Origin of the sequence: Bradyrhizobium sp. CCBAU 53340 (assembly GCF_015291645.1) — a bacterium.
Lineage (GTDB): Bacteria > Pseudomonadota > Alphaproteobacteria > Rhizobiales > Xanthobacteraceae > Bradyrhizobium.
The window spans coordinates 7452481-7479084 of record NZ_CP030055.1 but is presented as its reverse complement, the minus strand read 5'-3'; the positions used below and the strand labels follow the sequence as shown (position 1 = coordinate 7479084).

Sequence of the window (26604 nt, the reverse complement as noted above, 5' to 3'; positions counted from 1 at the left end):
CGCCCAGTGGCGCGCTTTTCTTTTTGTCCCGGCCCGGGCCGGGACAATGTCGTCTCAGCAATGCTCAGCGCGTGCTCGGCTTGGCCGGCGCGCGGCGCCGATCGGCGGCCGGCTGATAGGCGACACGCGAGTGCTGGGCGCAGTAGGGCAGGCCGGACAGTGCCTTGCCGCCGCAGAAGAAGAAATCCGGGCTCGAGGGGTCGCCGACCGGCCAGTGGCAGGTCGCCTCGTTGAGTTCGAGCAGCGAGAGCCGCTGGCTCATCGGCACCACGTTGTCATAGGTAACGGGTTCGGCTTCGACCTCGACCTCGAAGGCCTGCGCCAGCGCGGTGTTGCCGCGCGCCATGGGGCGGCTCACCCGCATCATGTGCTGCGCGGGACGCGCCTTGCGCGGCCGCGGAGCTGCCGATGAGGGGCTCTTGGCCCGGCCGGACAGGCCGAGCCTGTGCACCTTGCCGATCACGGCGTTGCGGGTGACATTCCCAAGCTCAGCGGCGATCTGGCTGGCCGAAAGTCCGGCCTCCCAGAGCTTTTTCAGCTGCTCGACGCGATCGTCGGACCAGGTCAAAACCGTCATTGCACCCTTTCCTTCGCCGCGCGCCGCCATCCTGGGGCGGCACGACGAATGCCTAAGTCTCGAAAAACCCGTGCCGCCAGAATCCCTTAAGGCTCGCCGGGCGCACCAGATGCGCCCGAACGTTTACGCCGGTACATGAGGACTTATGGGATCAGAACCGCTGCACGAGATGTCGTATCTGACAAGCCAAACGCTACAATATGGCGTGACTCACGCGCAAGAGTCCGCCGACTCGCTTCCACATGTTCCGTGGCGAAAATCCCGCAAAATCGCCACCGCAAGACTACGGAATCAGCGTTTCGCGAGGCTTTCCGGGCGGCATTGACACCCGTTTCACCAGGCCTAAGATAGTCGTGCGTGCCGCCCTTAAAAGGCGGCACGTTTCGTTTTCCGGGCCGGTCAATGGTGCGTTGCGCAATGCACACATTGTCCGTCCGCAACAATCAAGTGATCGTCATGACCAACAGCGCAGCGCCGCATTTGCTCCCCGTTTTCGCCAGAGCCGACATCGGTTTTGAGCGCGGTGAAGGCGTCTGGTTGATCGCAACCAACGGCGATCGCTATCTCGATTTCACCTCGGGCGTCGCCGTGAATGCGCTTGGCCATGCCCATCCTGCGCTGGTCAAGGCGTTGCAGGAGCAGGCGACCAAGCTCTGGCACATGTCGAACTTGTTTCAGAGCCCTGATGGCGAGAGGCTCGCCGCGCGTCTATGCAGCGAGAGCTTTGCGGACTTCGTATTCTTCTGCAATTCCGGCGCGGAAGCGCTGGAGGGCGTGATCAAGCTGGTCCGCCATCATCACTTCTCCAAGGGACATCCGGAGCGCTATCGCATCATCACCTTCGAAGGCGCCTTCCACGGCCGCACGCTGGCAACGCTGGCCGCGACCGGCTCTGCGAAATATCTCGAAGGCTTTGGTCCACCGATGGACGGTTTTGACCAGGTGCCGCATGGTGACATCGAGGCCGTGAAGAAGGCGATTGGTCCAGAGACCGCCGGCATCCTGATCGAGCCGATCCAGGGCGAGGGCGGTGTGCGTTCGGCGCCATCAGGCTTCCTCAAGGCGTTGCGCCAGCTCTGTGATGAGAAGGGCCTGCTGCTCGCCTTCGACGAGGTGCAGACCGGTATGGGCCGCACTGGCGATCTGTTCGCTCATCGGCGCACCGGCGTCACGCCCGACGTGATGTCGCTGGCCAAGGCGCTCGGCGGCGGCTTTCCGATCGGCGCGATCCTGGCGACCGCGGATGCGGCCTCCGGCATGGGCCCGGGCTCGCACGGCTCGACCTTCGGCGGCAACCCGCTGGCGATCGCGGCCGCCAACGCCGTGCTCGACGTCATGCTCAAGCCCGGCTTCTTCGACCACGTGCAGAAGATGTCGCTGCTGCTCAAGCAGAAGCTCGCTTCCGTCATCGACCGTCATCCTGAGATCGTCAGCGAGGTGCGCGGCGAGGGGCTCCTGATCGGTATCAAGGCCGTGGTGCCCTCCGCCGACCTCGTCGCAGCGCTGCGCAACGAAAAACTGCTTACCGTCGGCGCCGGCGACAATGTCGTGCGCTTCCTGCCGCCCTTGATCGTCACCGAGGCGGAGATCGAGGACAGCGTCATCAGGCTCGAACGCGCCTGCACGGCGCTGTCAGGCAACAAGCGGGCGGCAAGCTGATGAGCAAGGCACCCAATAAAACTCCAAAGCACTTTCTTGATATCAACGAGCTGCCGCTGTCGGAGCTCAAGAGCATGCTCGCGGCCTCCTCCGCCATGAAGGCGAAGCAGAAGGCGCATCAGCCGGTGCGTCCGCTCGAGGGCAAGACGCTGGCGATGATCTTCGAGCGCCCCTCGACCCGCACCCGCGTCTCGTTCGACGTCGCCATGCGCCAGCTCGGCGGCGAGCCGATCATGCTCACCGGCGCCGAGATGCAGCTTGGCCGCGGCGAGACCATCGCCGATACCGCGCGCGTGTTGTCGCGCTATGTCGACGCCATCATGATCCGCATCCTCAACCACGAGGCGCTGCTGGAGCTCGCGGCGAACGCGACCGTGCCTGTCATCAACGGCCTGACGCGCCGCTCGCATCCCTGCCAGGTGATGGCCGACCTCATGACCTTCGAGGAACATCGCGGCCCGATCGAGGGCCGGACCGTGGCCTGGACCGGCGATGACAACAACGTGCTGGCGTCCTGGGCCCATGCGGCCGAGCGCTTCAAGTTCAAGCTCAATGTCGCAACCCCGCCCGAGCTCGCACCGAAGAAGGTGATGCGCGACTTCATCAAGACGACCGGCGCATCGATCGTGATCGGCACCGATCCGGAAGCCGCGGTGAAGGGCGCCGATTGCGTCGTCACCGACACCTGGGTGTCGATGGGCGACAAGGAAGGCGAGCACCGCCACAACGTGCTCAAGCCCTACCAGGTCAATGCCAAGCTGATGTCGCTGGCCAAGCCCGACGCGCTGTTCATGCACTGCCTGCCGGCCCATCGCGGCGAGGAGGTCACCGACGAGGTGATCGACGGCCCGCAATCGGTCGTATTCGACGAGGCCGAAAACCGCCTGCATGCGCAGAAGGGCATTTTGGCCTGGTGCTTTGACGCGGTGAAGTGATCTCGGTGGTGGGGCTGCGTCGCTGGCCCCATTCTCCACCGTCGTCCCGGACAAGCGCGCCCTCAGGCGCGCGCCGATCCGGGACCCATAGCCACAGGCAGTTGTTTGGCGATGACTTGGAGTTGTCGTCCCGCGCTATGACTTAGGCCTGTGGTTATGGATCCCGGGCTCACGCTTCGCGCGCCCTGGGATGACGCTGCGTTTGTCGCAACGTTGTGCGATCATAACTGTACCCGGAACACACTACCTCGCGCCCCCTTCCATTTCCCATCCTCCGACCCCAGATAACGCCCCATGGTTTCCCAATCCCCTGACATGAGCACCGGGCCGGAAGGCCCGGTTCGCGCGCCATCAGCGGTTCCGATCGATGATGCCGTGCTGCCCTACGAGGTCGACGCGCTCGATGTGCGCGGCCGTCTGGTGCGGCTTGGCCCGGCGCTGGACGACATCCTGACCAAGCACGATTATCCAGCGCCGGTCGGTAAGCTGCTCGGCGAGGCGATCGTGCTGACGACGCTGCTCGGCTCGGCGCTGAAGTTCGAGGGCCGCTTCATCCTTCAGGCCCAGACCGACGGTCCGGTGTCGTTCCTGGTGGTGGACTACCAGGCACCCGATCGCCTGCGCGCCTACGCGCGCTTCGATGCCGCGCGCCTTGGTGAGGCCAAGGATTCCGGGACGCTGCTCGGCCGCGGCCATCTCGCCATGACCATCGACCAGGGGCCGGACATGAGCCGCTATCAGGGCCTGGTCGCGCTCGACGGTGGCAGCCTGGAAGACGCTGCCCACGAATATTTCCTGCGCTCCGAGCAGATCCCGACGCGCGTGCGCCTTGCGGTCGGCGAGGAGTGGCGCTCGAGCGACGGCGGCAAGCACCGCTGGCGCGCCGGCGGCATGCTGATGCAGTTTCTGCCGAAGGCCCCGGAGCGCGCGCGGCAGGCGGACCTGCATCCCGGCGATGCGCCCGAAGGTGCCGCCGCGGTGCACAGCGTCGCCGAGGACGATGCCTGGGTCGAGGCGCGCTCGCTGATCGAAACGGTCGAGGACGTCGAGCTGATCGATCCCGATCTCTCCGGCGAGCGGCTGCTCTACCGACTGTTCCACGAACGCGGCGTGCGCGTGTTCAATCCGCTTGTGTTGAAAGCGCAATGCTCCTGCTCGCGCGACGCGGTCGCCGCGATGCTGAAGAGCTTTTCGCCTGACGATCGCAGCGCGATGGTCAAGGATGACAGGGTCGTCGTGACCTGTGAGTTCTGCTCGTCGGTGTACCAGTTCACGCCGCATGAAGCGGGTGTGGAAGACGCGTAGGCCACGGTGCCGTAGGGTGGGCAAAGCGAAGCGTGCCCACCTTCCATCCCCGAATTAGGGAAGATGGTGGGTACGGCGCTTCGCGCCTTTGCCCACCCTACGGCGTCTTGCTAATTCAGCACCCGCTTGTTGTCGGGGCTGTCCAGCGAGAACGTCGGCACGTCGATCTCGAAGCGCTCGCCGGTTTCGCTGACCATCTGGTAGCGGCCGGTCATGAAGCCGGAGGCGGTGGAAAGCGGCACGCCAGAGGTGTATTCGAACCGTTCGCCGGGGGCGAGCGTCGGCTGCTCGCCGACCACGCCTTCGCCCTTGACCTCCTGCTGCCGGCCGGAGGCGTCGGTGATGATCCAGTGCCGCGTCTTGAGCTGCACGGTCTCCTCGCCTGAATTGGTGATGACGATGGTGTAGGACCAGAAATAGCGCGAGCGGTCGGCCGACGACTGCTCCGGAACAAAGCACGGCTCGACGGTCACTTCGATCTGGCGGGTCACGGCGCGGTACATGATTGCCATCATAACGAAATCCTGGCCCGGAACCAAACGCCGAAGTCCGTTTTCGCGACATCGTCCCGCCAGAATTGACGGAGAGTACACCCCCAAAAGACAGCCGTATTTGATCCGGACGCTTTGCGAGGCGGCGACTGGACCGGTACACTCCTCAAACGTCCCGATTTGCGGAAGGGTTTTTGGGCCCCGATGACCATTGCCGATCAAGTGACGGGATCGACGATCGCGGGAACCGCAGGCGCCAAGCCTGCGGAAGCCAAACCCGTTGACGCGAAGCCGCGCATCGCTGCGCCGGCGATCACGCTGCCTGCCATCGGCGAGCGCGAGCTCAGGCTCGACCTGTTTCGCGGTCTGGCCCTGTGGTTGATCTTCATCGACCATCTGCCGCCGAACCTGCTGACCTGGTTCACGATCCGCAATTACGGCTTCAGCGACGCCACCGAAATCTTCATCTTCATCTCGGGCTACACCGCCGCCTTCGTCTACGGCCGCGCGATGCTGGAGAACAACTTCGTCATCGCCACCGCGCGCATCCTGCGCCGGGTCTGGCAGATCTACGTCGCACACGTCTTCCTGTTCACGATCTTCCTCGCCGAGATCTCCTACGTCGCGACCAGCTTCGAGAACCCGCTCTACACCGAAGAGATGGGGATCATGGATTTCCTCAAGCAGCCCGACATCACTATCGTGCAGGCGCTGCTCTTGCGCTTCCGTCCTGTCAACATGGACGTGCTGCCGCTCTACATCGTCTTGATGCTGGCCCTGCCGCTGATCCTGTGGTCGATGAAGTGGAAGCCCGACGTTACGCTCGCGCTTTCGGCGCTGCTCTATGCGGCGACGTGGGAATTCGACCTCTATTTCTCGGCCTATCCGAACGGCTTCTGGGCGTTCAATCCGCTGGCCTGGCAATTGCTTTTCGTCTTCGGGGCATGGTGCGCGCTTGGAGGTGCGCGACGAATGTCGCGCATTCTGGCTTCACCGGTGACGATGTGGATCTCGATCGCCTATCTCGTCGCGGCGTTCTACGTGACGTTGACCTGGTACGTGCCGCAGCTCTCGCACTTCATGCCGAAGCGGATCGAGCAGTGGATGTATCCGATCGACAAGACCGACCTCGACGTGCTGCGCTTCACGCATTTCCTGGCGCTCTCCGCGCTCACCGTGCGCTTCCTGCCGCGGGAGTGGCCGGGCCTGAAATCGCCGTGGCTGCGACCGCTGATCCTGTGCGGCCAGCATTCCCTCGAGATCTTCTGTCTCGGCGTCTTCCTGGCCTTCGCCGGGCATTTCATTCTGGCCGAGGTCTCCGGCGGACCTGCCATGCATGCGTTGATTAGTCTTTCCGGAATCCTGATCATGTGGGGCGTGGCGTGGGTGATTTCGTGGTACAAGCGCGTAGCTGATAAGAGCGGTGCGAAAACCAAGAACGCCGTCGGCAACGCCGATCTGGCGGGAGGAGGCTGATGAAGGCGAAGGTTCTCCTGAGCCTGATCCTGCTGTGCGGCGGCCTTGCCGCGCCTTCGGCGCGCGCGGAGGATCCTGCGCCTGCCGCTGCGCCCGCGCCGGCCGCCTGCGAATTGCCGTCCTATCTGCTCACCAGCGAAAGCCAGCTTCCCAAGGTCGCCAAAGCCGTCAAGGCGGGCAAGCCGCTCGAGATCCTCGTGGTCGGCAGCCGATCGACGACAATCCCGTCTTCGGAAGGCAGCTCCTATCCGGCACGCATGGAAGCGATCTTGAAAGAGAAGCTGCCGCCCGCTGAGACCGTGCACGTATCCGTAGAAATACAGAGCAAGAAGACGGCGGAGGAAACTGCCGGGACCTTCGTTAAGCTGATGGAAGCAAAAGCACCTACTTTGGTCATCTGGCAGACCGGGACCGTGGATGCCATCCGCTCCATCGATCCCGACGAGTTTCGCGGCGCCGTGACCGAAGGTGTCGCTGCGTTGCAAAATGCGGGGGCTGACGTCGTGTTGATGAATTTGCAGTACAGCCCGCGTACCGAAACCATGATCTCGGTCCCGCCTTATCTCGACAATATGCGGGTGGTGGCACAAGAACATGATATCCCGCTGTTCGACCGTTTCGCGATGATGCGGCAGTGGAATGATCAGGGTCAGTTCGACCTGTTCAGCCCCTCTCGCGGCCCCGAGCTCGCGAAGCAGGTCCATGATTGCATCGGCCGCGCGTTGGCGCAGTTCGTGATCGACGCCGCCCATCTGGGACCGGCCGAGCAGCAAAATTGAGGTCTAGTGTTAATGAGTTCTCTCCGCCCTTTTGCCCCGCCGACATGGCTGGCCGCGTCCGCAGCGGCGGCGCTGCTGATGCTGACGCCTGTGGCGCAGGCGCCTGCGCGCGCGCAAGCAGCCCAGGCGACCCCGGCTCCGCAGCAGGCCGCTGATCCCGCCCCGGCACCACAGTCCCAGACCACCGCCGTCGCAACCGGCCAGCCGACAGGCGAGCGGCCCGGTCTCACCTCGCGCGCCATCGACAAGGTGAAGCAGGTCGCGAAATCTGCCAGCGATATTTTCAGCCGCGTGCCTTGCCTGTCGCCGAAAGGCGTGTCGAAGACCATGGGCTCGCTGCCGCATGTCGCGAACAAGCTCGTTGCCGGCAAGCCCGTCGTGATCGTTGCGTTCGGCTCGTCGTCCACCGCGGGCTTCGGCGCGAGCTCGCCCGATTTCAACTATCCGAACCGTCTCGCCGCGCAGCTGCGCCGGCAATATCCGACCGCCGATATCACCGTCATCAATGCCGGCGTCGGCGGTGAGGATGCGCCCGAGATGATGAAGCGCCTCCAGAAGGAGGTGATCGACGTGCACCCGGATCTGGTGATCTGGCAGGTCGGCACCAACGCCGTGTTACGCAATCTCGATCCCGGCGACACCGCCAAGATGGTCGAGGACGGCATCACCCGCATCCAGGCCGCCGGCGATGCCGACGTCGTGCTGGTGGACCCGCAATATTCTCCGCGCGTCACCGAGCGTCCCGAGAGCGCAGGCAAGATGGTGAAGCTGCTCGGCAAGGTCGCCCAGCTTCGCCACGTCGGCATCTTCCCGCGCTTCGAGGTGATGCGCGACTGGCACGAGAAGCAGGCGCTTCCGGTCGAGAGCTTCGTCATCGCCGACGGCCTGCACATGAACGATTGGGGCTATGCCTGCTTTGCCCAGCTGCTCGGCGACGACATCATTCGTTCCGTCGGCCAGATCAAGCTCGGCGTCAATGTGCCCGCTGATGTGAGAACGTATCGGCCGATGTAGGCACCGCTTCACCCTCCCCTAGAGGGCCCTAGAGGGGGAGGGTCGATCGCGCGCAGCGCGAGCGGGGTGGGGTGATCTCTCCACTCGGGCAGCGCTTGATGCGGAGGCACCGTCACCCCACCCCGCTACGCATTTTCGCGTCGCTCAATGCGTAGCGACCCTCCCCCTCCAGGGGAGGGTAAGGATGATCACGCCTTCTCCAGCGCCGCCGTCAGATCCTCGATCAGATCATCCGCATGCTCGAGCCCTGCAGAGAAGCGGATGAATCCCTCGCTGATGCCAAGCGCAGCTCGATCCTCCGGCTTCAGCCGCTGATGCGTCGTCGTCGCCGGATGCGTGACGAGGCTCTTGGCGTCGCCGAGATTGTTCGAGATCTTGGCAAGCTTGAGCTCGTTGAGCACGCGGAACGCAGCCGCCTTGCCGCCCTTGACCTCGAAGCCGACCAGCGTCGAGCCGCCGCGCATCTGCTTCTTCACCAGCGCTGCCTGCGGATGATCCTCGCGACCGGGATAGACCAGCCGCGCAATCTTGGGATGGCTCGCCAGCACGTCGGCGATGCGCGCCGCAGTGTCGGTCTGCGCGCGCACGCGCACACCTAACGTTTCCAGGCCCTTGAGCAGGACCCAGGCGTTGAACGGCGAGATCGACGGGCCGGTCTGGCGCATGAAGTTATGAATGTGCTCAGCGATGAAGGCTTCCGAGGACAGGATGATGCCGCCGAGGCAGCGGCCCTGACCGTCGATGTGCTTGGTCGCGGAGTAGACGACGACATCGGCGCCGAGCGCGAGCGGGCTCTGCCAGATCGGCGTTGCGAACACGTTGTCAACGACGAGCCGCGCGCCGCCCTTGTGCGCGATCTCGGCAATGGCGGGAATGTCGAGCACGTCGAGCGTCGGATTGGTCGGGCTCTCCAGGAAGAACGTCTTGGTGTTGGGCTTCACGGCGCGTTGCCATGCATCGAGATTGGCGCCATCGACCAGCGTGGTCTCGATGCCGTAGCGCGGCAAGAGATCCTGAACGACGTAGAGGCACGAGCCGAACAGCGCGCGCGAGGCCACGACATGATCGCCGGCTTTCAGCGGCGCCAGGATCGCCGTCGTCACCGCGGCCATCCCCGTCGCTGCCGAGCGCGCGGCTTCGGCGCCTTCGAGCTCGATCATGCGGCGCTCGAACATCGCGATCGTCGGGTTGGAGTAGCGCGAATAGATGAAGCCGGGGTCCTCGCCCTTGAACCGCGCCTCGCACTCCTCGGCGCTGTTGTAGACATAGCCCTGGGTCAGAAACAGCGCCTCCGACGTCTCGCCATATTGCGAGCGCAGGGTGCCGGAATGGACCAGGCGGGTTTCGGGGCGGTAGTTGGCAGGCGACTTCGACATAGGACCCTCCGAGATGACCGTCTCGTCGAAAACGGTCACAAAAAAACCGGCCTGGATATCTCCACGGGCCGGGATCACAGAGGTCCCCGGCCTGTTTAGCGACTTATTTAACGTGGCTGCAAGCCGGCCGGCTCAAATCACCACGGGATAAGTGATGCTCATATTCCGCAATGCCCTTTCCGTCAAGGCGTCCATCGGATAGCCGTAAAAGGCTCGTATGTCCCGCCAGTCCGGATGTACTTGACCCCTGATGAGGATCCCCGGTTGACGTTCACGGTTGCCGCCGACGCCAATGGTATCCTGCCCGACCGCATGATCGCGGCGATGGCGGAAGAGGGCCTCATCCTGCCCGCCTATGACTTTGTCGAAAGCCAGATCCAGCCGGCGAGCCTCGATCTGCGCCTCGGCGATATCGCCTATCGCGTGCGTGCGAGCTTCCTGCCTGGTCCCGGCGCGACCGTCGCCGAGCGCATCGACCGGTTGAAGCTGCACGAGTTCAGCCTCGCCGACGGCGCAGTGCTGGAGACCAACTGCGTTTACATCGTGCCGCTGCTCGAGAGCCTGGCGCTGCCGCCGGAGATCGTCGCGGCCGCGAACCCCAAGAGCTCGACCGGCCGTCTCGACGTGTTCACGCGCGTGATCGCCGACGGCACCCGCCGCTTCGACATGATCGGCGCCGGCTATCACGGCCCGCTCTATGCCGAGATCAGCCCGAAGACGTTTCCGGTCCTGGTGCGCGAAGGCTCACGCCTCAGCCAGGTGCGCTTCCGCACCGGCGATGCCATCCTCAATGCCGACGAACTCGACGCGCTGCATGCGTCCGAGCGTCTCGTCGACATCGACGATGCCGATCTCGCCGGCGGCGTCGCCGTCTCCGTCGATCTCTCCGGCGAGAAGGGCAGTGGCTTCGTCGGCTACCGCGCCAAGCGCCACACCGGCGTGGTCGATGTCGATCGTCGCTCCGGCTATGCGGTGGAAGATTTCTGGGAGCCGATCTCGGCCCGGCCCGACGGCAGCCTGATTCTCGATCCCGGCGAGTTCTACATCCTCGCCTCCAAGGAAGCCGTGCAGGTCCCGCCCGACTACGCCGCGGAGATGGTGCCGTTCGATCCGCTCGTCGGCGAATTCCGTGTGCATTACGCCGGCTTCTTCGATCCCGGCTTCGGCTATGCCGGCGCCGGCGGGCAAGGCGCGCGCGCCGTGCTGGAAGTTCGCTCGCGCGAAGTGCCGTTCATCCTCGAGCACGGCCAGATCGTCGGCCGCCTGGTCTACGAGAAGATGCTGGCCCGCCCCGACGCTATGTACGGCCAGCGTATCGGTTCCAACTACCAGGCGCAGGGCCTGAAGCTGAGCAAGCATTTCCGGGTGTAGTATTAGCCCCACCCTCCGCCGTCATGCCCCGGCTCGGCCGGGGCATCCAGTACGCTGCAGCCTCTCGATTGATCGCCACTCTCTCGGAGTACTGGATCGCCCGATCAAGTCGGGCGATGACATCGAATGTGTGTCAGGATATGCAAGATCCAACGAGGTCTCGACATGACCGATCCTTCCCAACTCGACGCAAACATCCTCGACGCTGTCGCCGACGCGCTGATCTATGCCGATCGCTCCGGCACCATCACGCGCTGGAACCGTGCATCAACCGCGCTGTTCGGCTTCACCGCAGCGGACGCGCTTGGCCAGAATCTCGATCTGATCATTCCCGAACATTTGCGAGCCGCCCACTGGAGGGGCTTTGAGGCCGCGCTCGCCAGCGGCAGCATGAAACTTGCGGGCCGGCCGACGCTGACCCGCGCTCTGCACAAGAGCGGGCGCAAGCTCTACATCGAAATGACTTTCGCGTTGGTGCGTGACGCCGGCGGCAACGTGCAGGGATCGGTTGCAATGGCGCGCGACGTCACCGAGCGCGTCGAGCGCGAGCGGGCAGCGAAGGCATCGCAAACTTCGTGATGCGGAATTGACCTGATGTCGTGCAGGGCCTCCTGCGCGCGCATCATGTTGCCTGTCATTCGGCGCGGTGACACACTCGATCAAAACAACGATCGGGAGCGAAGCATGACCACCATAGACGCCGCGCAAGAAGCGCAATGGAAACGCTGGCGCGCGGTCGCCGATCTCTATCACGCCTATTTCACCGGCCTGATCCTCACCGTCGTCACGCGGCGTGGCACGGCCGATGCGGCAGAGTTCGTCTTTCGCGTGTTTCGCCGCCAGCAGCAGGAGCGCTTCCTGCCGGGGCTCAAGAAACTCGGGATCGATCATCTGCCGCCGGCGGTGGCGGCGGCGCAATATCATTATCTCTCCAACTGGATCGGCGGCGTCCATGTCGAATACATGTACGAGAGCGACACCAAGGCCTGGATCCGCTATCCGCCCCCGCGCTGGATCTGGAAGGGCGCGGCGATCTGCGGCGTGCCCGGCGAGGTCAGCCGCGCGATGCTTCGCGGCTGGCACGCCAACAATGGCGCCGCGCTCGGTGATCTCAGGCTCGGCTTCGTCTGCACCAAGCAGAGCGTCGACGGCCAGGACGGTCTCGAGGGCTACTATCGCCAGTACGACCATCCGCTCGAACTGGATCAGCGCCTGGTGTTCGCGCAGCATCTCGAAGCACCGCCGTTTGATGCGAAGACAGCACCGGCGCTGCCCGTCGCGAGCTGGCCGAAGCCGCGGCTGGAAAAGGCCTATCGCAACTACGCGATGGAATATGTGCGCACGGCCGCGCCGGTGATGGTGCAATTGTTCGGTCCGGAGGATGCCGGCTATCTCCTGCATCTCACCGGCAAGCTGATCGGCATGCAATTTTTCGACGAGATCGCGGCGGCGTTGTCGGCGGCACGTGGCGGCGCCAGCGAGTTCGCATCCTTCCTCAACGCGCTGTTCGCCGCGCAGGACGATGTCGCAGAGACCACGCAATCCGAAGGCACGTTCGAAATCCACCAGCAGAGCTGGAAGCTGATGGACGACGTCGCCGATTATCATCGCGCCTGCGCAAAATTGCTGGAGGGGCTGTTCGAGGGGCTGGCTGCGGGATGCGGCCGGCACATCGGCGTGCACCTGCGCTCCGTTGCAGGCGGCCGCCCGCCGCTGGTTTGGACTGTCGGGTAATTCCGCCCCTTGAAATGCGCTGCCGCAGGGCACGCCTGCACCTGACGCAGGAGGAATCGGCAATCGTCGTGCTAACAATTGCGCACCCGCGCCTTCCGCGCGAGCAAATTGATTGACGCACCTATGCATTGCCACGCCGCAAATGGCGCCTGTGCTCCGGAGAGGAAATGACTGAGGTCGCCGAGATCCCGGTCGATGAGCAGGAACGTCCGCTACCGTCGCCCACGCGCCCTGTACGGAGCGCGCTGACCGACGGGCCGATCCTGCGCACGTTGCTGGGGCTCGCCTGGCCGAACGTGGTCGCGCTTTCTGCCGGCACCTGCGTGGTGATTGCGGAGACCTCCTATATCGGGCGTCTCGGCGTCGAAGCGCTGGCCGCGATGGCGCTGGTGTTTCCGACAGTGATCCTGACGATGACGATGTCGGGCGGTGCCATGGGCGGTGCCGTGGCCTCAGCCATCGCACGTGCGCTCGGCGCCGGCGACCGCGAACGCGCCGGGACGCTCGCCGCGCATGCGCTCCTCATCGGCATCACCTTCGGCCTCGTCTTCATGCTCGGTATGCTGATCTTCGGGCCCCAGGTGCTCACGATGCTCGGCGGCCGCGGCACTGTGCTGACGCATGCGATCGCCTATACCCAGGTGTTCTTCGGCGGCGCGGTGCTGCCCTGGACGCTCAACACCATGGCGGGAGTGCTGCGCGGCACTGGCAACATGAAGCTGCCGTCGCTTCTGATCCTCAACTCCGCGGTCTGGCAGATCGTGCTCGGTGGCACGCTGGGCCTCGGGCTCGGACCCGTACCGCAACTCGGCATGCGCGGCGTCGCCGCCGGTGCGTTGACCGCCTACTCCATGAACATCTGCATCATGGGCTGGTATCTCTTCTCCGGCCGCGCCCGTGTTGTTCCAAAGCTGCGGGGCTTGCGCATCCAATGGGCGATGTTCTTCGACATCCTCAAGGTCGGCGCCATCGCCTGCTTCTCGCCGCTGCAATCGGTGCTGACGATCTCGATCTTCACCCACATGCTGGCCAGGTTCGGCACCGCGATCCTCGCCGGCTACGGCATCGGCGCGCGGCTCGAATTCCTGCTGACCTCGATCGCGTTCTCGTTCGGCATCGCCTCGGTGCCGATGATCGGTATGGCGGTCGGCGCCGGCCGCATCTCGCGCGCGCGGCGCATCGCCTGGATCGCAGGCGCGAGCGCTTTCGTTGCCGTCGGCACGCCGGCGTGTCTCGTCGCGCTATTCCCCGATCTCTGGGTCAACATCTTCACCGACAGCGCCACGGTGCGCGCCACCAGCCATCAATATCTGTCGACGGTGGCGCCGTTCTACGCCTTCATCGGCCTTGCCTCGACGATGTACTTCTCCTCGCAGGGTGCAGCCAAGGTGATCGGACCGGTGCTGGCTCAGACCGCGCGACTGATCTACATCGCAGCCATCGGCTGGTGGCTGTCGACGCATGATGCCACCGCGCAAAGCTTCTTCTGGCTCGCCGCGAGCTCGATGGTCGTGCTCGGCCTGCTGTCATGCTCCAGCGTGGTGCTGACGCGCTGGGGCCCGCGCGAGACGAAGCCCGCGGTTCAGCCCGTGCTGTCGGTTGCCGACTAGCGATGCCTGTGGCGACGACGGCCGCCACCGCCGCCGACATTGGCGAGCCGCATCATCTGCGGGATCATTGCCATCACGTCGCCGCCGCCGGCGCCGCCGAGCATGCCCATGATATCGCCGCCGCCGATGCCGGCCGGAATAGTGCCGCCGCTCATCGGCGCGTAACCGCCGTAACTGGGTGCGCCGAATCCGCCGCCGAGATTGCCGCCGGCGAGGCCGCCTAAACCGCTGCCGCCATTCTCCATCATGCGGCCCATCATCGGGCCCATGGTCTGCATCATCATGGCGAAGCGGCGCTTGCCCATCTTTGCCTTCATCATCTCCAGCATCGGCGCCATCTGGGTCATCATGTCTTCGCCGCCGGCAGCTCCACCGCCGAGGAACTGCGCCTTGGCCGGCGCGCTCGAAATTGAAAACAGCAGCAGCACGGCAGCTGCCTGGCAGATCACCTTGTCCGCACCTCTCACGGCATGCTCCTCGCGTGCGTGGCGCCGCCGGAAGAGCGGGGCCAACTCGACGCACACGGTCATGGCTACGGCCGAATGAGGGGCGGGCTCTGTGAGAAATATCACGCAGGTTTCGGCGGAAACGCCTTGCGCATGGCGATCACGGCGGCCTTGGTCTGCTCCTGAACGTAGGCTGCAAGCTCGTTCGGCAGCATGTCGATGATCCAGACCAGGCGGCAGCTTGCCTCGCCCTCGGCGATCACCTCCACCGAGGCGCTGTAATGCTTCAGCCGCTCGTTGTTGATCGCGTAGACCAGCCGCTGCCTGATATCGTCGCAATCGACCAGCACTTCGCGCGCAACCGAACCGTTGGCGAAGGTGACGATGCGTACGTCGCCGTCGAGCTGGCATGCGGTGACGAAGCCCGGCACCAGCCGCTGAGGCAGCGCGCCGAAATCGCGCACCGCATCCCAGACGTCGCGGGCTGCTGCGGGAAGGGAGACGTCGTTGCGGATGGAGGCCATGAAAGTATCCTTGATTTCGGTAAGTGGTCGCCAAGTCCTCCGTCATTGCGAGCGCAGCGAAGCAATCCAGAAATGTCTCCGTGGAAACAGCCTGGATTGCTTCGTCGCAAGGGCTCCTCGCAATGACGGCGTTCGTGACTGGCTCACGTACAAACCGCCTCGACATTGTTGCCATCGGGATCGATCAGGAACGCCGCGTAGTAAGTCGGGCTGTAATCCTTGCGCGGTCCGGCGCCTCCATTGTCATGGCCACCGTTTTGCAGCCCCTCGCGATGGAAGGCCTTCACCGCGTTATGGTCCTTGGCGCGAAACGCGACATGCGCGCCGTCGGCCTTGCGGCCCTTGTTCAGATGCAGCCAGAGCGCCGGCTCGCCCTTCGGTCCGAAGCCGGCATAGCCGTCGCCGCTCGAGCACAGCACGTAACCGAGCGGCGCCAGCACCGCGGTGTAGAAGCGTGTGGCGGCGTCGAGGTCGGCAACGCGCAGTCCGATGTGGTCATACATGGTCGTCTCCATTGCAAAGCGCGCCGCTCGTGGCGCGCGCCGGAGACGACCCTAGTTAGTTGAGGGCGAACGGCTCTTGGAGAATCTTGCGCTTGCCCTTCGAGGCCTGCCGGAACCTGGTCGGCGATAGGCCGGCGGCGCGGTGGAAGGTGCGAACGAAGTTGGAGAGGTCGCCGAAGCCGACGTCATAGGCGATGTCGGTGACCGCGATGTCGTCCTCAGCGAGCAGGCGCGCCGCATGCCGCAGCCGCGAGCGCACCAGATATTGATGCGGGGTGACGCCGAGCACGCTGGAGAACAGTCGCAGGAAATGGAACGGGCTCAAATCTGCCAATCGTGCGGCCTGTTCGAGATCGATTTCGGCATGTGAGTTGTCGTCGATCCACAACGCGGCCTCGACCGCGCGGCGGCGGTCGCGCACCGTCGGCGAGGCCTGCTTGCGCGGCTTGCCAGAGACCAGCTCGACGAAGCGGCTCGCAAGAATCTGGCCGACTTCGTCGACGCCCAGATCGCTGTTGCCATCTGCCGCCGTCTGGGCGAGCTCGCCCAGCACCATCAGCTCGGGCAGCGGCGGTGTCGCGCCGACTTGCCAGGTCTCGCGCCGCCCTCCGAGCGCATCGACCAAATCCTCGCTGAAGAAGAAGCCGAGGCAGACGTCGCCCGAAACATGCTCATGCGTGCAGGTGTATTCCTCGCCGGGCGCGCCGACCAGCAGCGAGCCCGCCACCAGCTCAAAGAAGCCGGCGCGGCAATGGCAGCCGAAACTGCCGGAGCGGACATAGGCGATGGAATGGCCGGTGCGGCATTCGGCAAACGGCGTATCGTCCGGCCCCGCATCACAGCGAAACTCGGAGACGGTCATCGATCGTGTCGTCAGCAGCGTGGTGGCGTCCATGCCACCTATCTAGGTGGACGGCCTCGGCGGGGCAACGGGCAGCAGCACCTCGAACAGCGTCTTGCTGGCGACCGGATGGGCGCCCTCGAGCGCCAGCAGCCGCCGCTTGGAGATCACCCCGCCGTAAGGCGAGAGCCGGTCCGCGTAATTGCCGGCTTCCAGCACGCGGTGGCAGGGTACGATCAGCATGTAGGGATTTTTCGAGATCGCCTGTGCCACCGAATGCGCAGCGCCCGAAGCGCCCAGCGCCTTGGCGATCTCGTGATAGGTGCGCGTCTCCCCGCGCGGGATGGTGCAGGAGTATTCGTAGACCCGCCGGTTGAAGGGGGGAACGCCGCCGGCGTCCAGGCTGACGTCGGAAAAGTCAGGATCGCGGCCTTGCAACAAGGCCACGATGCCCTCGATCGCAAGCTCTGTATTGAGAGGGGCGGGTTGCTCGCGCGCTTCCGGATGGACCGCAAAGATCCGGCGGCGGGTGTCGATCTCCCGTGCCTCCGGCAATTGCACGGCGACCACGCCGGTGCTGCTCCAGATGATGCCGCAGCGCCCTACGGGCGTGTCGAATATCGTGTAAGCACACCCCACCATGCACACGCCCCACTCAGTGCACGCCTCTCCCCAGGCACAAGATCATAACACTGCCACAATCCGACGCACCTGGAATCTTGCCAGGACGTTAACATCAGTCCGGCCTGACGCGTCAAAGCGCTTGGCGCCGGACACCGTCTCGGCTAATCAGGATGGGCGCGGCAAACGCGCGTTCGCGGGCGTAGTTCAATGGTAGAACGGCAGCTTCCCAAGCTGCATACGAGGGTTCGATTCCCTTCGCCCGCTCCAATCCCTGCCTCGCATCGCGCACTCCGAGGGCATGGACATGCTCGATACCGTCGCCATCGCCTGTGATCACGGGGGCTTTGCCCTCAAGGAAGCCCTGAAGGTCGCCTTGCCTGATGTGGCCTGGCTCGACCTGGGCACGGACAGCGCCGCTTCGGTCGACTATCCCGACTTCGCCAACAAGCTCGCCGACGCCATCAAGGCCGGCAAGGCCGGGCGCGGCGTTCTCGTCTGCGGATCGGGCATCGGCATTTCCATCGCCGCCAACCGCCATGCCCATATCCGTTGCGCACTCGTGCACGATGTCACGGGCGCGCGGCTGTGCCGCCAGCACAACGACGCGAATGTTCTGGCGCTGGGCGGACGCACGACCGGCGACGTGGTCGCAAAGGAATGCGTCGAAGCCTTCCTGGGCACCGCGTTCGAGGGCGGCCGCCATCAAAAGCGCATCGACAAGCTGGGGGCCTGCTAGGGCTCCTCAGCCCGGCAAGCTCCGCAGGAAATCAACGAGCGCCGCGTTCACCTCGTTCGGCCGCTCCTGCTGCGTCCAGTGTCCGCAGCCCGGCAGCATTTTGATTTCGCACAGCTGTGGCACCCATTGCTTCATGTTGGCGAGATGCTCGGCCGCGCCGGGAAAGGCCATGACCATGTCGAGGTCACCGGCGATGAACAGCGTGGGCACGGTTACCTTCACGCCCTCGAAGGCGCCCATCAGCTCCCAGTTGCGATCGATGTTGCGGTAATAGTTGAGCGGCCCGCGAAAGCCGCTGCGGGCGAATTCGCCGGCGTAATAGTCGAGGTCCGCGGCGCTGAGCCATGACGGCGGCGGCACCGGCACCTTCGGCAGCAGACCGTCCTTGCGCGAGACCATGCCGACGCCTTTTGACTTCTGTCCGCTCGCAGCCGCCATGGCGCGAATGGCGGTGACGCCCTCGCCGGAGCCGCCGAACAGCATCGCGGCGAGCGTTTTGCGCGGATCCGCCTCGAACTCCGCTTCGGCGACGCCGGGCTCCTGAAAGTACAGTTGATAGAACTGGGCTTCCTCAGTCTGCGGCATCACGCTGGTCGGGCGCGCCTCGCTGCGCGGGCGATAAGGCACGCTGAGAATGGCAGCACCGCGAAAGCGGTCCGGGCGCAGCCGCGCCGCGTGCCAGGCGATCCCCGCACCCCAGTCATGGCCGACGATGATGGCGCTCTTTGCCTCGAACGCATCGAGCACGCCGACGAGATCGCCGATCATATGGAAAATCGTGTACTGGTCGATCGCCTCGGGCTTGTCGCTCTTGCCATAGCCGCGCATGTCGGGCGCGACGGCATGGTAGCCGGCCGCTGCCAGCGCCTCGAGCTGATGACGCCAGGAGTACCAGCTTTCCGGAAAGCCGTGGCACAGCAGCACCAGCGGACCCTCGCCCTGTTCGGCGACGTTGAGGCTGATGCCGTTGGCCTTGATCGTGCGCTGCGTCGGTCCGCTCATATCGTTGCCTCCCGCTGCATTGTCATTTGGTGCATCCTAAACGGTGCTGCGCCGCGCGCAAAGATTCCAATATATTAGCCTCTCGATCCCGGCACGCGCCGCGCCTCCGGCCTAGACTTGTTTCGCCCGGCGGATGCGGTCCACGTGCCGGACGATGTTCGGATCAGGACCACACCATGGACCAGCAGAAACTCGACAGGGCGATCGGTCGCCGATTGAAGATCCTGAGGACGCAGGCCGGCATGACCTTGAACGAACTCGCCAGCCGCTCCGGTGTCAGCCGGGCCATGATCGGGAGGGTCGAGCGGGCGCAGAGCAGCGCCACGGCGGCGCTGCTCAACAAGCTCTGCGCGGCGCTCGATGTCTCGCTCAGCGACGTGGTCGCGCTTTCGGAGAAGCCGCCGGAGCGGCTGACCCGGCTTGCCGACCAGCCGCAATGGCGCGATCCCGACAGCGGTTACCGGCGCCGTCATGCCTCGCCGGCCGATGCGGCAAGCGGCATCGAGATCATCGTCGTCGATCTGCCGGCCGGCGCGCGCGTGGCCTACAGCCCGTGGGGGCGTAGCGCCTTCACCCAGCAGCTTCTGATGCTGGAGGGCGCAGTCTGCGTGCACATTGACGCCAAGGCGGTGCGCCTGCGTGAGGGTGACTGTCTGGATTTCGATGTCATGCGGGCGGTGACCTTCGAGAACGAAACCAGGCAGGACGCGCGCTACGTCATCATCACGCGGCGCGGAACGTCATACGGGAAAATGTGATGTCGCTGATCGTACGGGATGCCACGCTCGAGGATGCGCCTGATATCCTCGCCATCTATAATTTCTCCGTGGTCAACACCACCGCGGTATGGACCGACGGACCGGCCGATCTCGACTCGCGGCGCGAATGGATTCGCGCGCGGCAGCAGGCCGGCTATCCCGTGCTGGTCGCAATGAAGGGCAGGGATGTCGTCGGCTTCGCCTCGTTCGGTGATTTTCGCCCCTTCCCCGGCTATCGCCACACCGTCGAGAATTCGGTCTATGTCGACGAACGGCACCAGCGCGCAGGAATCGGCCGCAGCCTCGTCGCCGCGCTGATCGAGCGCGCCACGATGCTCAACAAGCACGCCATGGTCGCCGGGATCGAGGCCCTTAATGCCGGCTCGATCGGCCTGCACGCCTCGCTCGGCTTTGTCGAGGTTGCCCGCATGCCGGAGGTCGGCTGCAAGTTCGGCCGCTGGCTCGATCTCGTCTTGATGCAGAAGCAGCTTGCAAGCCAAGTGAATCCTTGACGTGAGGTCCTGACGATGCAGATCCGAATTGGCGATACCTTCGATCCGCGGGTCGTCGCGTTGCTCGATCATCACGTCACGGCGGCGCGGGCGCAGACGGCCCCGGGCAGCGCGCATGCCCTCGATCTCGCCGGCCTTCGCGCCAGCGACGTCGCGTTCTGGACCGGCTGGGACGATGAGACGCTGGTCGCGACCGGCGCGCTGAAGACGCTCTCGCCGGACCATGGCGAGGTGAAGTCGATGCACACGCTCCAGACCGCCCGCCGCCGCGGTTTCGGCGGGGAGATGCTCCGCCACATCATCGCCGAGGCGCGCAAGCGTGACATGAAGCGGCTGAGCCTGGAGACCGGATCGTGGGACTATTTCAAGCCGGCCCATGCGCTCTATCACGCCCACGGCTTCGTGCCCTGCCTTCCGTTCGTGGGCTATGTCGAGGACCGCAACAGCCTATTCCTGACGCTGGATCTGGGCGCCTAGCGCCGGATTGGGGCGCACCCGCCCGGCGACGCTATCTAAAATGCCGGCCCGCCCCTCAAAATGAGTTGCGTACCTCAAAACACCTCTGCTAGCCTTCGGGCATGGCCGAGGAGACCGTTTCCGCCGCGCTGACTTTGAAGGACATCGCCCGTGAGGCCGGTGTCAGCCTCGCCACGGTCGATCGCGTCTTGCACAACCGCCCCGGCGTACGGGCGGACACGGTCCGGCGCGTCCAGGAGGCGATTGCGCGCAATTCCTTCCAGCCGCATGTGGCCGCCGCCGAGCTCGCTCGCGGCCGTGCCCGCCGCTTCGCCTTCGTGATGCCGTCGGGCCCGAACCCGTTCATGCAGCAGATCGAGGCCTATCTCGGCGAGATGTCGGGCTGGCTCTCGGCCCGTCGCCTCGGTGTCGAAACGATCACGACCGACGTGTTCGATCCCTCCGTGCTCGCAGCCTCGCTCGAAGCGCTGTCGGGCGATTACGACGGCGTTGCGGTGGTGGCGCTGGATCATCCCGGCGTTCGCGCCGCGATCAACGACCTCGTCGACGCCGGCATCAAGGTGGTCACGTTGGTCTCGGACGTGCCGTCCTCGCGGCGCCACCATTATGTCGGCATAGACAACATCGCGGCCGGTCGCACCGCCGGTGCATTGGTCGGCCGGCTGGTCGGCCAAAGGTCCGGCAAGGTCGCGATCGTCGCGGGATCGCAGGGCCTGCGCGATCATGCCGAGCGCATCTTTGGCTTCAATCAGGTGATGGCCTCGGAATTTCCCGGCCTCAGCGTTCTGCCGGTGCTGGAGGGGCGCGACGAGGACGAGCGCTCGGAGCAGGGGTTGGCGCGGATGTTCGGCAGGCATGCTGACATTGTAGGCCTTTATAACGTCGGCGCTGGCACGCAAGGCGTGGCCAATGCGTTGAGCGGGGCTGGTCGCGAAAAGCAAATCGTGTTCGTCGGGCACGACGTCACCGTGCTGACGCGCCGGCTGTTGTTGCAGGGCGTGATGGATGCGGCGATCTCGCAGAATCCTGGGCATGAGGCGCGCGCCGCCGTGCGCGTGCTGCTCGCGCTCGCCCGCGGCGAGCCGATTCTGCACGAACAGGAGAAGATCAGGATCGACATCGTGATGCGGGACAATCTGCCATAGGCCGGAAGGGCCGGCGGCGTGAACGAGGACGGCCCGCGGACCAGGCGACGGAGATCGCCAACCGGGCCAGCAAGGGAGGACGGTGTGTATCTTGGACTGGACGTCGGCACGTCCGGTGTGAAGGCGGTGCTCATGAGCGAAGCTGGCGCGATCGTCGCGACGGCGGCCCGCGAGCTTGCGCTGTCGCATCCCGCGCCGCTGTGGTCCGAGCAGGATCCGGACGGCTGGGTCGATGCGGCGATCGGCGCGGTCGATGATCTCGCTGCCCATCATCCGCGCGAGGTCGCCCAGGTCGCTGGCATCGGCCTGTCCGGCCAGATGCATGGCGCGACGCTGCTGGGCGAAGATGGCCGGCCGCTGCGCCCCGCCATCCTCTGGAACGATGGCCGCTCGCATGCCGAATGCGTCGAGCTCGAGCGCCGCTGTCCCTCGCTGCACGCGATCGCGGGCAATCTGGCGATGCCCGGCTTCACCGCGCCCAAGCTGATGTGGGTCGCGCGGCACGAGCCCGGCATTTTCAACCGCGTCGCCAAGGTGCTGCTGCCAAAGGCCTATGTGCGCTATCGCCTCACCGGCGAGATGGCCGAGGACATGTCGGACGCATCGGGCACGCTATGGCTCGATGTCGGCAGGCGCAGCTGGTCGGTCGACCTGCTCAAGGCCACCGGGCTCGACCTGCACCACATGCCGCGCCTCGTCGAAGGCAGCGAGGTGAGTGCGGTGCTCGCACCCGAATTCGCGCAGCGTTGGGGCATGGCGATGAATGTCGTCGTCGCCGGCGGTGCCGGTGACAATGCCGCGAGCGCGATCGGCCTCGGCGCCATCGCCCCTGGCGACGCCTTCCTGTCGCTCGGCACGTCGGGCGTGGTGTTCCGCGTCACCGACCGTTTTGCGCCGGCGCCCGAAGCGGCGGTGCATGCGTTCTGCCATGCGCTGCCGGGCCTGTGGCACCAGATGGGCGTGATGTTGTCGGCGGCGGCCTCACTCGCCTGGCTTTCCGGCGTGATGGAAACCCCGGCCGCGGCTCTGCTGGCGCCACTCGGCGAGCACGTCGACGGACCGAGCCCGATCCAATTCCTGCCCTATCTCGATGGCGAGCGCACGCCGCACAATGATGCCGCAGCCAGCGGCGCCTTCGTCGGCCTGCGCGGTGCGATGGGACGCAGCCAGATCGTCCAGGCCGTGCTCGAGGGCGTCGCCTTCGCGGCGCGCGACAATCTGGCGGCGCTGACCGCGAGCGGATCGATTGCTGAGCTCGATCTGGTCGGCGGTGGCTCGCGCTCGCCGCTCTGGGCGCAGATCTGCGCCGACGTGCTCGGCATTCCCGTGCACCGTGTCGAAGAGGGCGAGATCGGCGCTGCGCTCGGCGCCGCGCGACTCGGCCGTCTTGCGGTCACCGGAGAAGATCCGGCGCAAGTCTGCGCTCGCCCACGCCGGCTCGCGAGTTTCGTGCCCCGTGCATCCGTGACCGCCGCCTATGACGAAGCCTATCGCCGGTGGCGCGAGCTTTACCCCGCGTTGAAGGAGAGAACTTAAGTGAACGCGCCAGCCAAATTCTTCGATGCAAGCGCACCTGTCGCCTTCGCCGGCAAGGATGCGGGAAGCACGCCCGCCTTCCGCTGGTATGACAAGGACCGCATGGTTCATGGCCGCAGGCTGGAGGACCACCTGCGCTTCGCGGTCTGCTACTGGCATTCGTTGTGCTGGCCGGGCGGCGATCCCTTCGGCGGCGAGACGTTCCTGCGACCCTGGCACCACGGCAGCGATCCGATGGCGATGGCGCGGGCCAAGGCGGATGTCGCCTTCGAACTGTTCCGCCTGCTGGATGTCCCCTTCTTCACCTTCCACGACGTCGATGCGGCGCCGGAAGGCGCTTCGCTTCAAGAGTCCGTCGCCAATCTCAACGCGATTGCCGATGTGTTCGAAGCGAAGATGGCGTCAGCCAAGGTCCGCCTGCTCTGGGGCACTGCCAACCTGTTCACGCATCGCCGCTACATGGCGGGCGCCGCGACCAATCCGGACCCTGAGATCTTCACCTATGCCGCCGGCCAGGTCCGCGCGGCGCTGGAGGTGACGCACCGGCTCGGCGGCCAGAACTACGTGCTCTGGGGCGGCCGCGAGGGCTACGAGACGCTGCTCAATACCGATCTTAAGCGCGAGCTCGACCAGCTCGGCCGTTTCGTCTCGCTCGTCGTCGAGCACAAGCACAGAATAGGCTTCAAGGGCCCGATCCTGATCGAGCCGAAGCCGAAGGAGCCGACCAAGCATCAATATGATTTCGACGTCGCCACTTGTTATGGCTTCCTCCAGCGCTACGATCTGCTCAAGGACGTCAAGCTGAACATCGAACAGAACCACGCCATCCTCGCCGGCCATTCCTTCCATCACGAGGTCGCGCTCGCCGAGGCGCTCGGGGTGTTCGGCTCGCTCGACATCAACCGCGGCGACGATCTGCTCGGCTGGGACACCGATCAATTCGCGATGAATGTTCCCGAGCTGGCGCTGGTGTTCCACGAGATCCTGAACCGCGGCGGCTTCACCTCGGGCGGGCTCAATTTCGACGCAAAGATCCGTCGTCAATCGATCGACCCTGATGATCTCATCCATGCCCATGTCGGCTCGATGGATGCCTGCGCGCGGGCGTTCCTCGCCGCCGCCGACATGCTCGATGCCGGCGCGCTCACGGCGCCGCTCGCCTCGCGCTACGAAGGATGGGCCGGGCCTGAGGGCCGCGCCATTCTCGGCGGCCAGCGCTCGCTCGCCGATCTCGCCGATCGCGCGCTTCTTCCCGGCTTCGACCCGCAGCCGCACTCGGGGCGGCAGGAATATCTGGAATCCCTCGTCAATCGCTACGTCTGAAGTAGGCCGCCCATGGCAAATGCTGACGCAACACCGGTCCTCGAACTCCAGGGCATCGGCAAGGAGTTTGGTGCAATTCGTGCCTTGCACGATGTCGACATGCAGGTGCGGCCCGGCGAGGTGGTCGGCCTGATGGGCGACAACGGCGCCGGCAAGTCGACGCTGGTCAAGATCATCGCCGGCAATTTCCGCCCCACCCATGGCGAAATCCGCTTCGGCGGCAACGTGGTCCATTTCAGTCGGCCCATCGATGCGCGCGCGGTCGGCATTGAGGTCGTCTATCAGGACCTCGCGCTCGCCGACAACCTGACTGCCGCCGCCAACGTGTTTCTCGGCCGCGAGCTGAAGCGCAAGTTCGGACCCATCGCTCTGCTCGACCACAAGGCGATGGCCTCGCGCGCGCTCGAACTGTTCGGCGAGCTGCGCTCGGAGACGCGGCCCGACGATCTCGTCAAGCAGATGTCCGGTGGCCAGCGTCAGGCCGTGGCAATTGCACGGACGCGGCTCTCCAATGCGAGGCTGGTGATGATGGACGAGCCGACGGCCGCGATCTCGGTCCGCCAGGTCGAGCAGGTGCTTGGCCTGATCCACCGGCTGAAGGAGCAGGGCGTCGCCGTGATGCTGATCTCGCACCGCATGCCCGACGTGTTCGCGGTGTGCGATCGCGTCGTCGTCATGCGCCGCGGCGAGAAGCGCGCCGACAAGCCGATCCACGAGACCAGCCCGGAGGAGGTCACCGCCCTCATCACCGGCGCGAAGGAGGCGGCGTGATGGCCATGGAGTCCTCGATCACCTTTTCCAATGTCGGCAAGAGCAAATGGTGGCAGCGCGGCATCTTCGCGTCCCAGACCGGCTACGTGCTGCTGGCGCTGGCGGTGCTGCTCGTCGTCATGCACTTCGCCAGCCCCTATTTCTTCACCGAAGGCAACATGCAGAACGTGGCGAAGAACTTCTCCTTCGTCGCGATCGCGACCCTCGGCGTCACTTTCGTCATCATCACCGGCGGCATCGACCTCTCCGTGGGATCGATGATGTGCTTCTCGGCCATCATCACCTCGATGGTGATGACCGAGCTGTCGACGCCGGGCGGGCTCGGCGCCTCGCTGTTCATCCATATGGCCGCCGACGGCAAGACCGTGGTCGCCAACATGCCCGGCCTGATCCTGCTGGTCTCGGTGCTGGCGGGCCTCGTCGTTGCGCTGATCGTCGGGCTCGTCAACGGCTTCTGCATCGCCGTGCTTGGCTTGTCGCCCTTCGTCACCACGCTCGGCATGCTCTCGATCGTGCGCGGCCTCTGCTATGTCGTCACCAACGGCCGCGGCAGCTTTCCGGGCGGGCCCGATGCCGACTATTTCTACGCACTGACCTCGGGCGACGTGCTCGGCGTGCCGGTGCCTTTCATCTATCTGGTGGTCCTGGCGCTGGCGATGGCCGTGGTGCTGCATCACACCTCATTCGGCCGCCACGTCTTTGCGCTCGGCGGCAACGAGAAGGCGGCCGAGCTCACCGGCATCCCGGTCGTGCGGGTGAAGATCGAGGTCTATGTGATCTGCGCGCTGGCCGCCGGCCTCCAGGGCATCATCATCTCCGGCTGGCTCGGCTCGGCGCCGGCCAACATGGCGACCTCCTACGAGCTCAACGTGATCGCGGCGGCCGTGATCGGCGGTGCCAACCTCGCCGGCGGCATCGGCGGTCCGCTTGGGGCCATCGTCGGCTGCGTGCTGCTGGAAGTGATCCGCAACGGCCTCGTGCTGGCGCAGGTCTCGTCCTACTGGCAGCAGGCGCTGGTGGGCGTGATCATCATCCTGGCCGTGCTGGTCGACCGTATCCGCTCGCGGATGATTTGACGT

28 protein-coding genes, 1 tRNA gene and 1 riboswitch are annotated in these 26604 nt (G+C 65.2%); of the genes, 20 read left to right on the top strand and 9 right to left on the bottom strand.

Going from position 1 to position 26604, the window contains the following annotated elements; translation table 11 throughout:
• Positions 1-64: 64 nt before the first annotated feature.
• Entirely contained in the window at positions 65-577 is a 513-nt protein-coding gene (locus tag XH89_RS35475) for a GcrA family cell cycle regulator (RefSeq protein ID WP_194464910.1), read from the bottom strand.
• A 456-nt stretch (positions 578-1033) separates the two neighbouring features.
• On the opposite strand from XH89_RS35475, the gene XH89_RS35470 reads away from it, so the two are divergent.
• The 3 genes from XH89_RS35470 (at position 1034) to XH89_RS35460 (ending at position 4476) form a co-directional block, all read left to right on the top strand.
• The gene (locus tag XH89_RS35470; RefSeq protein WP_194468726.1) at positions 1034-2236 is read left to right on the top strand and encodes an aspartate aminotransferase family protein; all 1203 of its coding nucleotides are present in this window, start codon (positions 1034-1036) and stop codon (positions 2234-2236) included.
• Positions 2236-3171 carry an ornithine carbamoyltransferase gene (argF, locus tag XH89_RS35465; RefSeq protein ID WP_194464909.1) on the top strand — a complete coding sequence of 312 codons (936 nt, stop codon included), beginning with the start codon at positions 2236-2238 and terminating at the stop codon, positions 3169-3171. Before XH89_RS35470 ends, argF begins: the two co-directional genes overlap by 1 nt.
• A gap of 294 nt (positions 3172-3465) precedes the next feature.
• Positions 3466-4476, top strand: coding sequence for an Hsp33 family molecular chaperone (locus tag XH89_RS35460; protein WP_194464908.1), 1011 nt, complete (start codon positions 3466-3468; stop codon positions 4474-4476).
• A 110-nt stretch (positions 4477-4586) separates the two neighbouring features.
• On the opposite strand, the gene apaG is transcribed toward XH89_RS35460, so the two are convergent.
• Entirely contained in the window at positions 4587-4979 is a 393-nt protein-coding gene (gene apaG, locus XH89_RS35455; protein WP_194468725.1) for a Co2+/Mg2+ efflux protein ApaG, read from the bottom strand.
• A gap of 192 nt (positions 4980-5171) precedes the next feature.
• On the opposite strand from apaG, the gene XH89_RS35450 reads away from it, so the two are divergent.
• From XH89_RS35450 to XH89_RS35440, 3 genes are read left to right on the top strand one after another with little or no spacing between them, the layout of a single operon-like run.
• Positions 5172-6443 carry an OpgC domain-containing protein gene (locus XH89_RS35450; RefSeq protein WP_194464907.1) on the top strand — a complete coding sequence of 424 codons (1272 nt, stop codon included), beginning with the start codon at positions 5172-5174 and terminating at the stop codon, positions 6441-6443.
• Positions 6443-7222 carry an SGNH/GDSL hydrolase family protein gene (locus XH89_RS35445; protein ID WP_194464906.1) on the top strand — a complete coding sequence of 260 codons (780 nt, stop codon included), beginning with the start codon at positions 6443-6445 and terminating at the stop codon, positions 7220-7222. Before XH89_RS35450 ends, XH89_RS35445 begins: the two co-directional genes overlap by 1 nt.
• A gap of 12 nt (positions 7223-7234) precedes the next feature.
• The gene (locus XH89_RS35440) at positions 7235-8236 is read left to right on the top strand and encodes an SGNH/GDSL hydrolase family protein (RefSeq protein WP_194464905.1); all 1002 of its coding nucleotides are present in this window, start codon (positions 7235-7237) and stop codon (positions 8234-8236) included.
• Between the two features lie 188 nt (positions 8237-8424).
• On the opposite strand, the gene XH89_RS35435 is transcribed toward XH89_RS35440, so the two are convergent.
• Positions 8425-9612: an O-succinylhomoserine sulfhydrylase gene (locus XH89_RS35435; protein ID WP_194464904.1), complete on the bottom strand. Its 1188-nt coding sequence runs from the start codon at positions 9610-9612 to the stop codon at positions 8425-8427.
• A 74-nt stretch (positions 9613-9686) separates the two neighbouring features.
• Positions 9687-9766, bottom strand: a riboswitch (SAM riboswitch).
• Between the two features lie 80 nt (positions 9767-9846).
• On the opposite strand from XH89_RS35435, the gene XH89_RS35430 reads away from it, so the two are divergent.
• From XH89_RS35430 to XH89_RS35415, 4 genes are all read left to right on the top strand, one after another.
• A complete protein-coding gene (locus XH89_RS35430) occupies positions 9847-10983 on the top strand; it encodes a 2'-deoxycytidine 5'-triphosphate deaminase (RefSeq protein ID WP_371825188.1) in 1137 nt (378 codons plus the stop codon).
• Between the two features lie 165 nt (positions 10984-11148).
• A complete protein-coding gene (locus tag XH89_RS35425) occupies positions 11149-11562 on the top strand; it encodes a PAS domain S-box protein (protein WP_194464902.1) in 414 nt (137 codons plus the stop codon).
• Positions 11563-11667: 105 nt separating this feature from the next.
• A complete protein-coding gene (locus XH89_RS35420) occupies positions 11668-12717 on the top strand; it encodes a hypothetical protein (protein WP_194464901.1) in 1050 nt (349 codons plus the stop codon).
• 167 nt (positions 12718-12884) lie between these two features.
• A complete protein-coding gene (locus XH89_RS35415) occupies positions 12885-14327 on the top strand; it encodes an MATE family efflux transporter (protein ID WP_194464900.1) in 1443 nt (480 codons plus the stop codon).
• Here the strand turns inward: XH89_RS35415 and XH89_RS35410 are convergent.
• From XH89_RS35410 to XH89_RS35390, 5 genes are all read right to left on the bottom strand, one after another.
• On the bottom strand, positions 14324-14794 hold the full coding sequence (locus tag XH89_RS35410; protein ID WP_194464899.1) for a hypothetical protein: 471 nt from the start codon (positions 14792-14794) through the stop codon (positions 14324-14326). The two genes, XH89_RS35415 and XH89_RS35410, sit on opposite strands and share 4 nt — an antisense overlap.
• Positions 14795-14895: 101 nt before the next feature.
• A complete protein-coding gene (locus XH89_RS35405) occupies positions 14896-15297 on the bottom strand; it encodes an SRPBCC family protein (RefSeq protein ID WP_194464898.1) in 402 nt (133 codons plus the stop codon).
• Between the two features lie 143 nt (positions 15298-15440).
• Positions 15441-15800 (bottom strand): VOC family protein, encoded by a 360-nt coding sequence (locus XH89_RS35400; protein ID WP_194464897.1) that lies wholly within the window; start codon positions 15798-15800, stop codon positions 15441-15443.
• 55 nt (positions 15801-15855) lie between these two features.
• On the bottom strand, positions 15856-16695 hold the full coding sequence (locus XH89_RS35395) for an AraC family transcriptional regulator (RefSeq protein WP_194464896.1): 840 nt from the start codon (positions 16693-16695) through the stop codon (positions 15856-15858).
• Positions 16696-16704: 9 nt separating this feature from the next.
• Complete coding sequence (locus tag XH89_RS35390; RefSeq protein WP_194464895.1) at positions 16705-17283, bottom strand: methylated-DNA--[protein]-cysteine S-methyltransferase; 579 nt, start codon at positions 17281-17283, stop codon at positions 16705-16707.
• 175 nt (positions 17284-17458) lie between these two features.
• On the opposite strand from XH89_RS35390, the gene XH89_RS35385 reads away from it, so the two are divergent.
• Both XH89_RS35385 and rpiB read left to right on the top strand, forming a co-directional pair.
• Positions 17459-17532 (top strand) — tRNA-Gly (locus XH89_RS35385).
• A 37-nt stretch (positions 17533-17569) separates the two neighbouring features.
• The gene (rpiB, locus tag XH89_RS35380; protein WP_194464894.1) at positions 17570-18001 is read left to right on the top strand and encodes a ribose 5-phosphate isomerase B; all 432 of its coding nucleotides are present in this window, start codon (positions 17570-17572) and stop codon (positions 17999-18001) included.
• A gap of 6 nt (positions 18002-18007) precedes the next feature.
• Here the strand turns inward: rpiB and XH89_RS35375 are convergent, their stop codons facing one another.
• Positions 18008-19003 (bottom strand): alpha/beta fold hydrolase, encoded by a 996-nt coding sequence (locus XH89_RS35375; RefSeq protein WP_194464893.1) that lies wholly within the window; start codon positions 19001-19003, stop codon positions 18008-18010.
• A gap of 176 nt (positions 19004-19179) precedes the next feature.
• Here XH89_RS35375 and XH89_RS35370 point away from each other — a divergent pair, with 176 nt between their 5' ends.
• The 8 genes from XH89_RS35370 to XH89_RS35335 all read left to right on the top strand — a co-directional run bounded on the left by XH89_RS35370 (position 19180) and on the right by XH89_RS35335 (position 26601).
• Entirely contained in the window at positions 19180-19761 is a 582-nt protein-coding gene (locus XH89_RS35370) for a helix-turn-helix domain-containing protein (protein WP_194464892.1), read from the top strand.
• A complete protein-coding gene (locus XH89_RS35365; protein WP_194464891.1) occupies positions 19761-20273 on the top strand; it encodes a GNAT family N-acetyltransferase in 513 nt (170 codons plus the stop codon). The genes XH89_RS35370 and XH89_RS35365 overlap by 1 nt, the downstream gene beginning before the upstream one ends.
• Positions 20274-20288: 15 nt before the next feature.
• Positions 20289-20750 carry a GNAT family N-acetyltransferase gene (locus XH89_RS35360; RefSeq protein WP_194464890.1) on the top strand — a complete coding sequence of 154 codons (462 nt, stop codon included), beginning with the start codon at positions 20289-20291 and terminating at the stop codon, positions 20748-20750.
• Positions 20751-20851: 101 nt separating this feature from the next.
• Positions 20852-21895 carry a LacI family DNA-binding transcriptional regulator gene (locus tag XH89_RS35355; protein WP_194464889.1) on the top strand — a complete coding sequence of 348 codons (1044 nt, stop codon included), beginning with the start codon at positions 20852-20854 and terminating at the stop codon, positions 21893-21895.
• A gap of 84 nt (positions 21896-21979) precedes the next feature.
• Positions 21980-23431: a xylulokinase gene (xylB, locus tag XH89_RS35350; RefSeq protein WP_194464888.1), complete on the top strand. Its 1452-nt coding sequence runs from the start codon at positions 21980-21982 to the stop codon at positions 23429-23431.
• Positions 23432-24754 (top strand): xylose isomerase, encoded by a 1323-nt coding sequence (gene xylA, locus XH89_RS35345; protein ID WP_194464887.1) that lies wholly within the window; start codon positions 23432-23434, stop codon positions 24752-24754.
• 12 nt (positions 24755-24766) lie between these two features.
• Positions 24767-25525 (top strand): ATP-binding cassette domain-containing protein, encoded by a 759-nt coding sequence (locus XH89_RS35340; RefSeq protein WP_194464886.1) that lies wholly within the window; start codon positions 24767-24769, stop codon positions 25523-25525.
• Positions 25525-26601 (top strand): ABC transporter permease, encoded by a 1077-nt coding sequence (locus tag XH89_RS35335; RefSeq protein ID WP_194464885.1) that lies wholly within the window; start codon positions 25525-25527, stop codon positions 26599-26601. The genes XH89_RS35340 and XH89_RS35335 overlap by 1 nt, the downstream gene beginning before the upstream one ends.
• Positions 26602-26604: the final 3 nt, after the last annotated feature.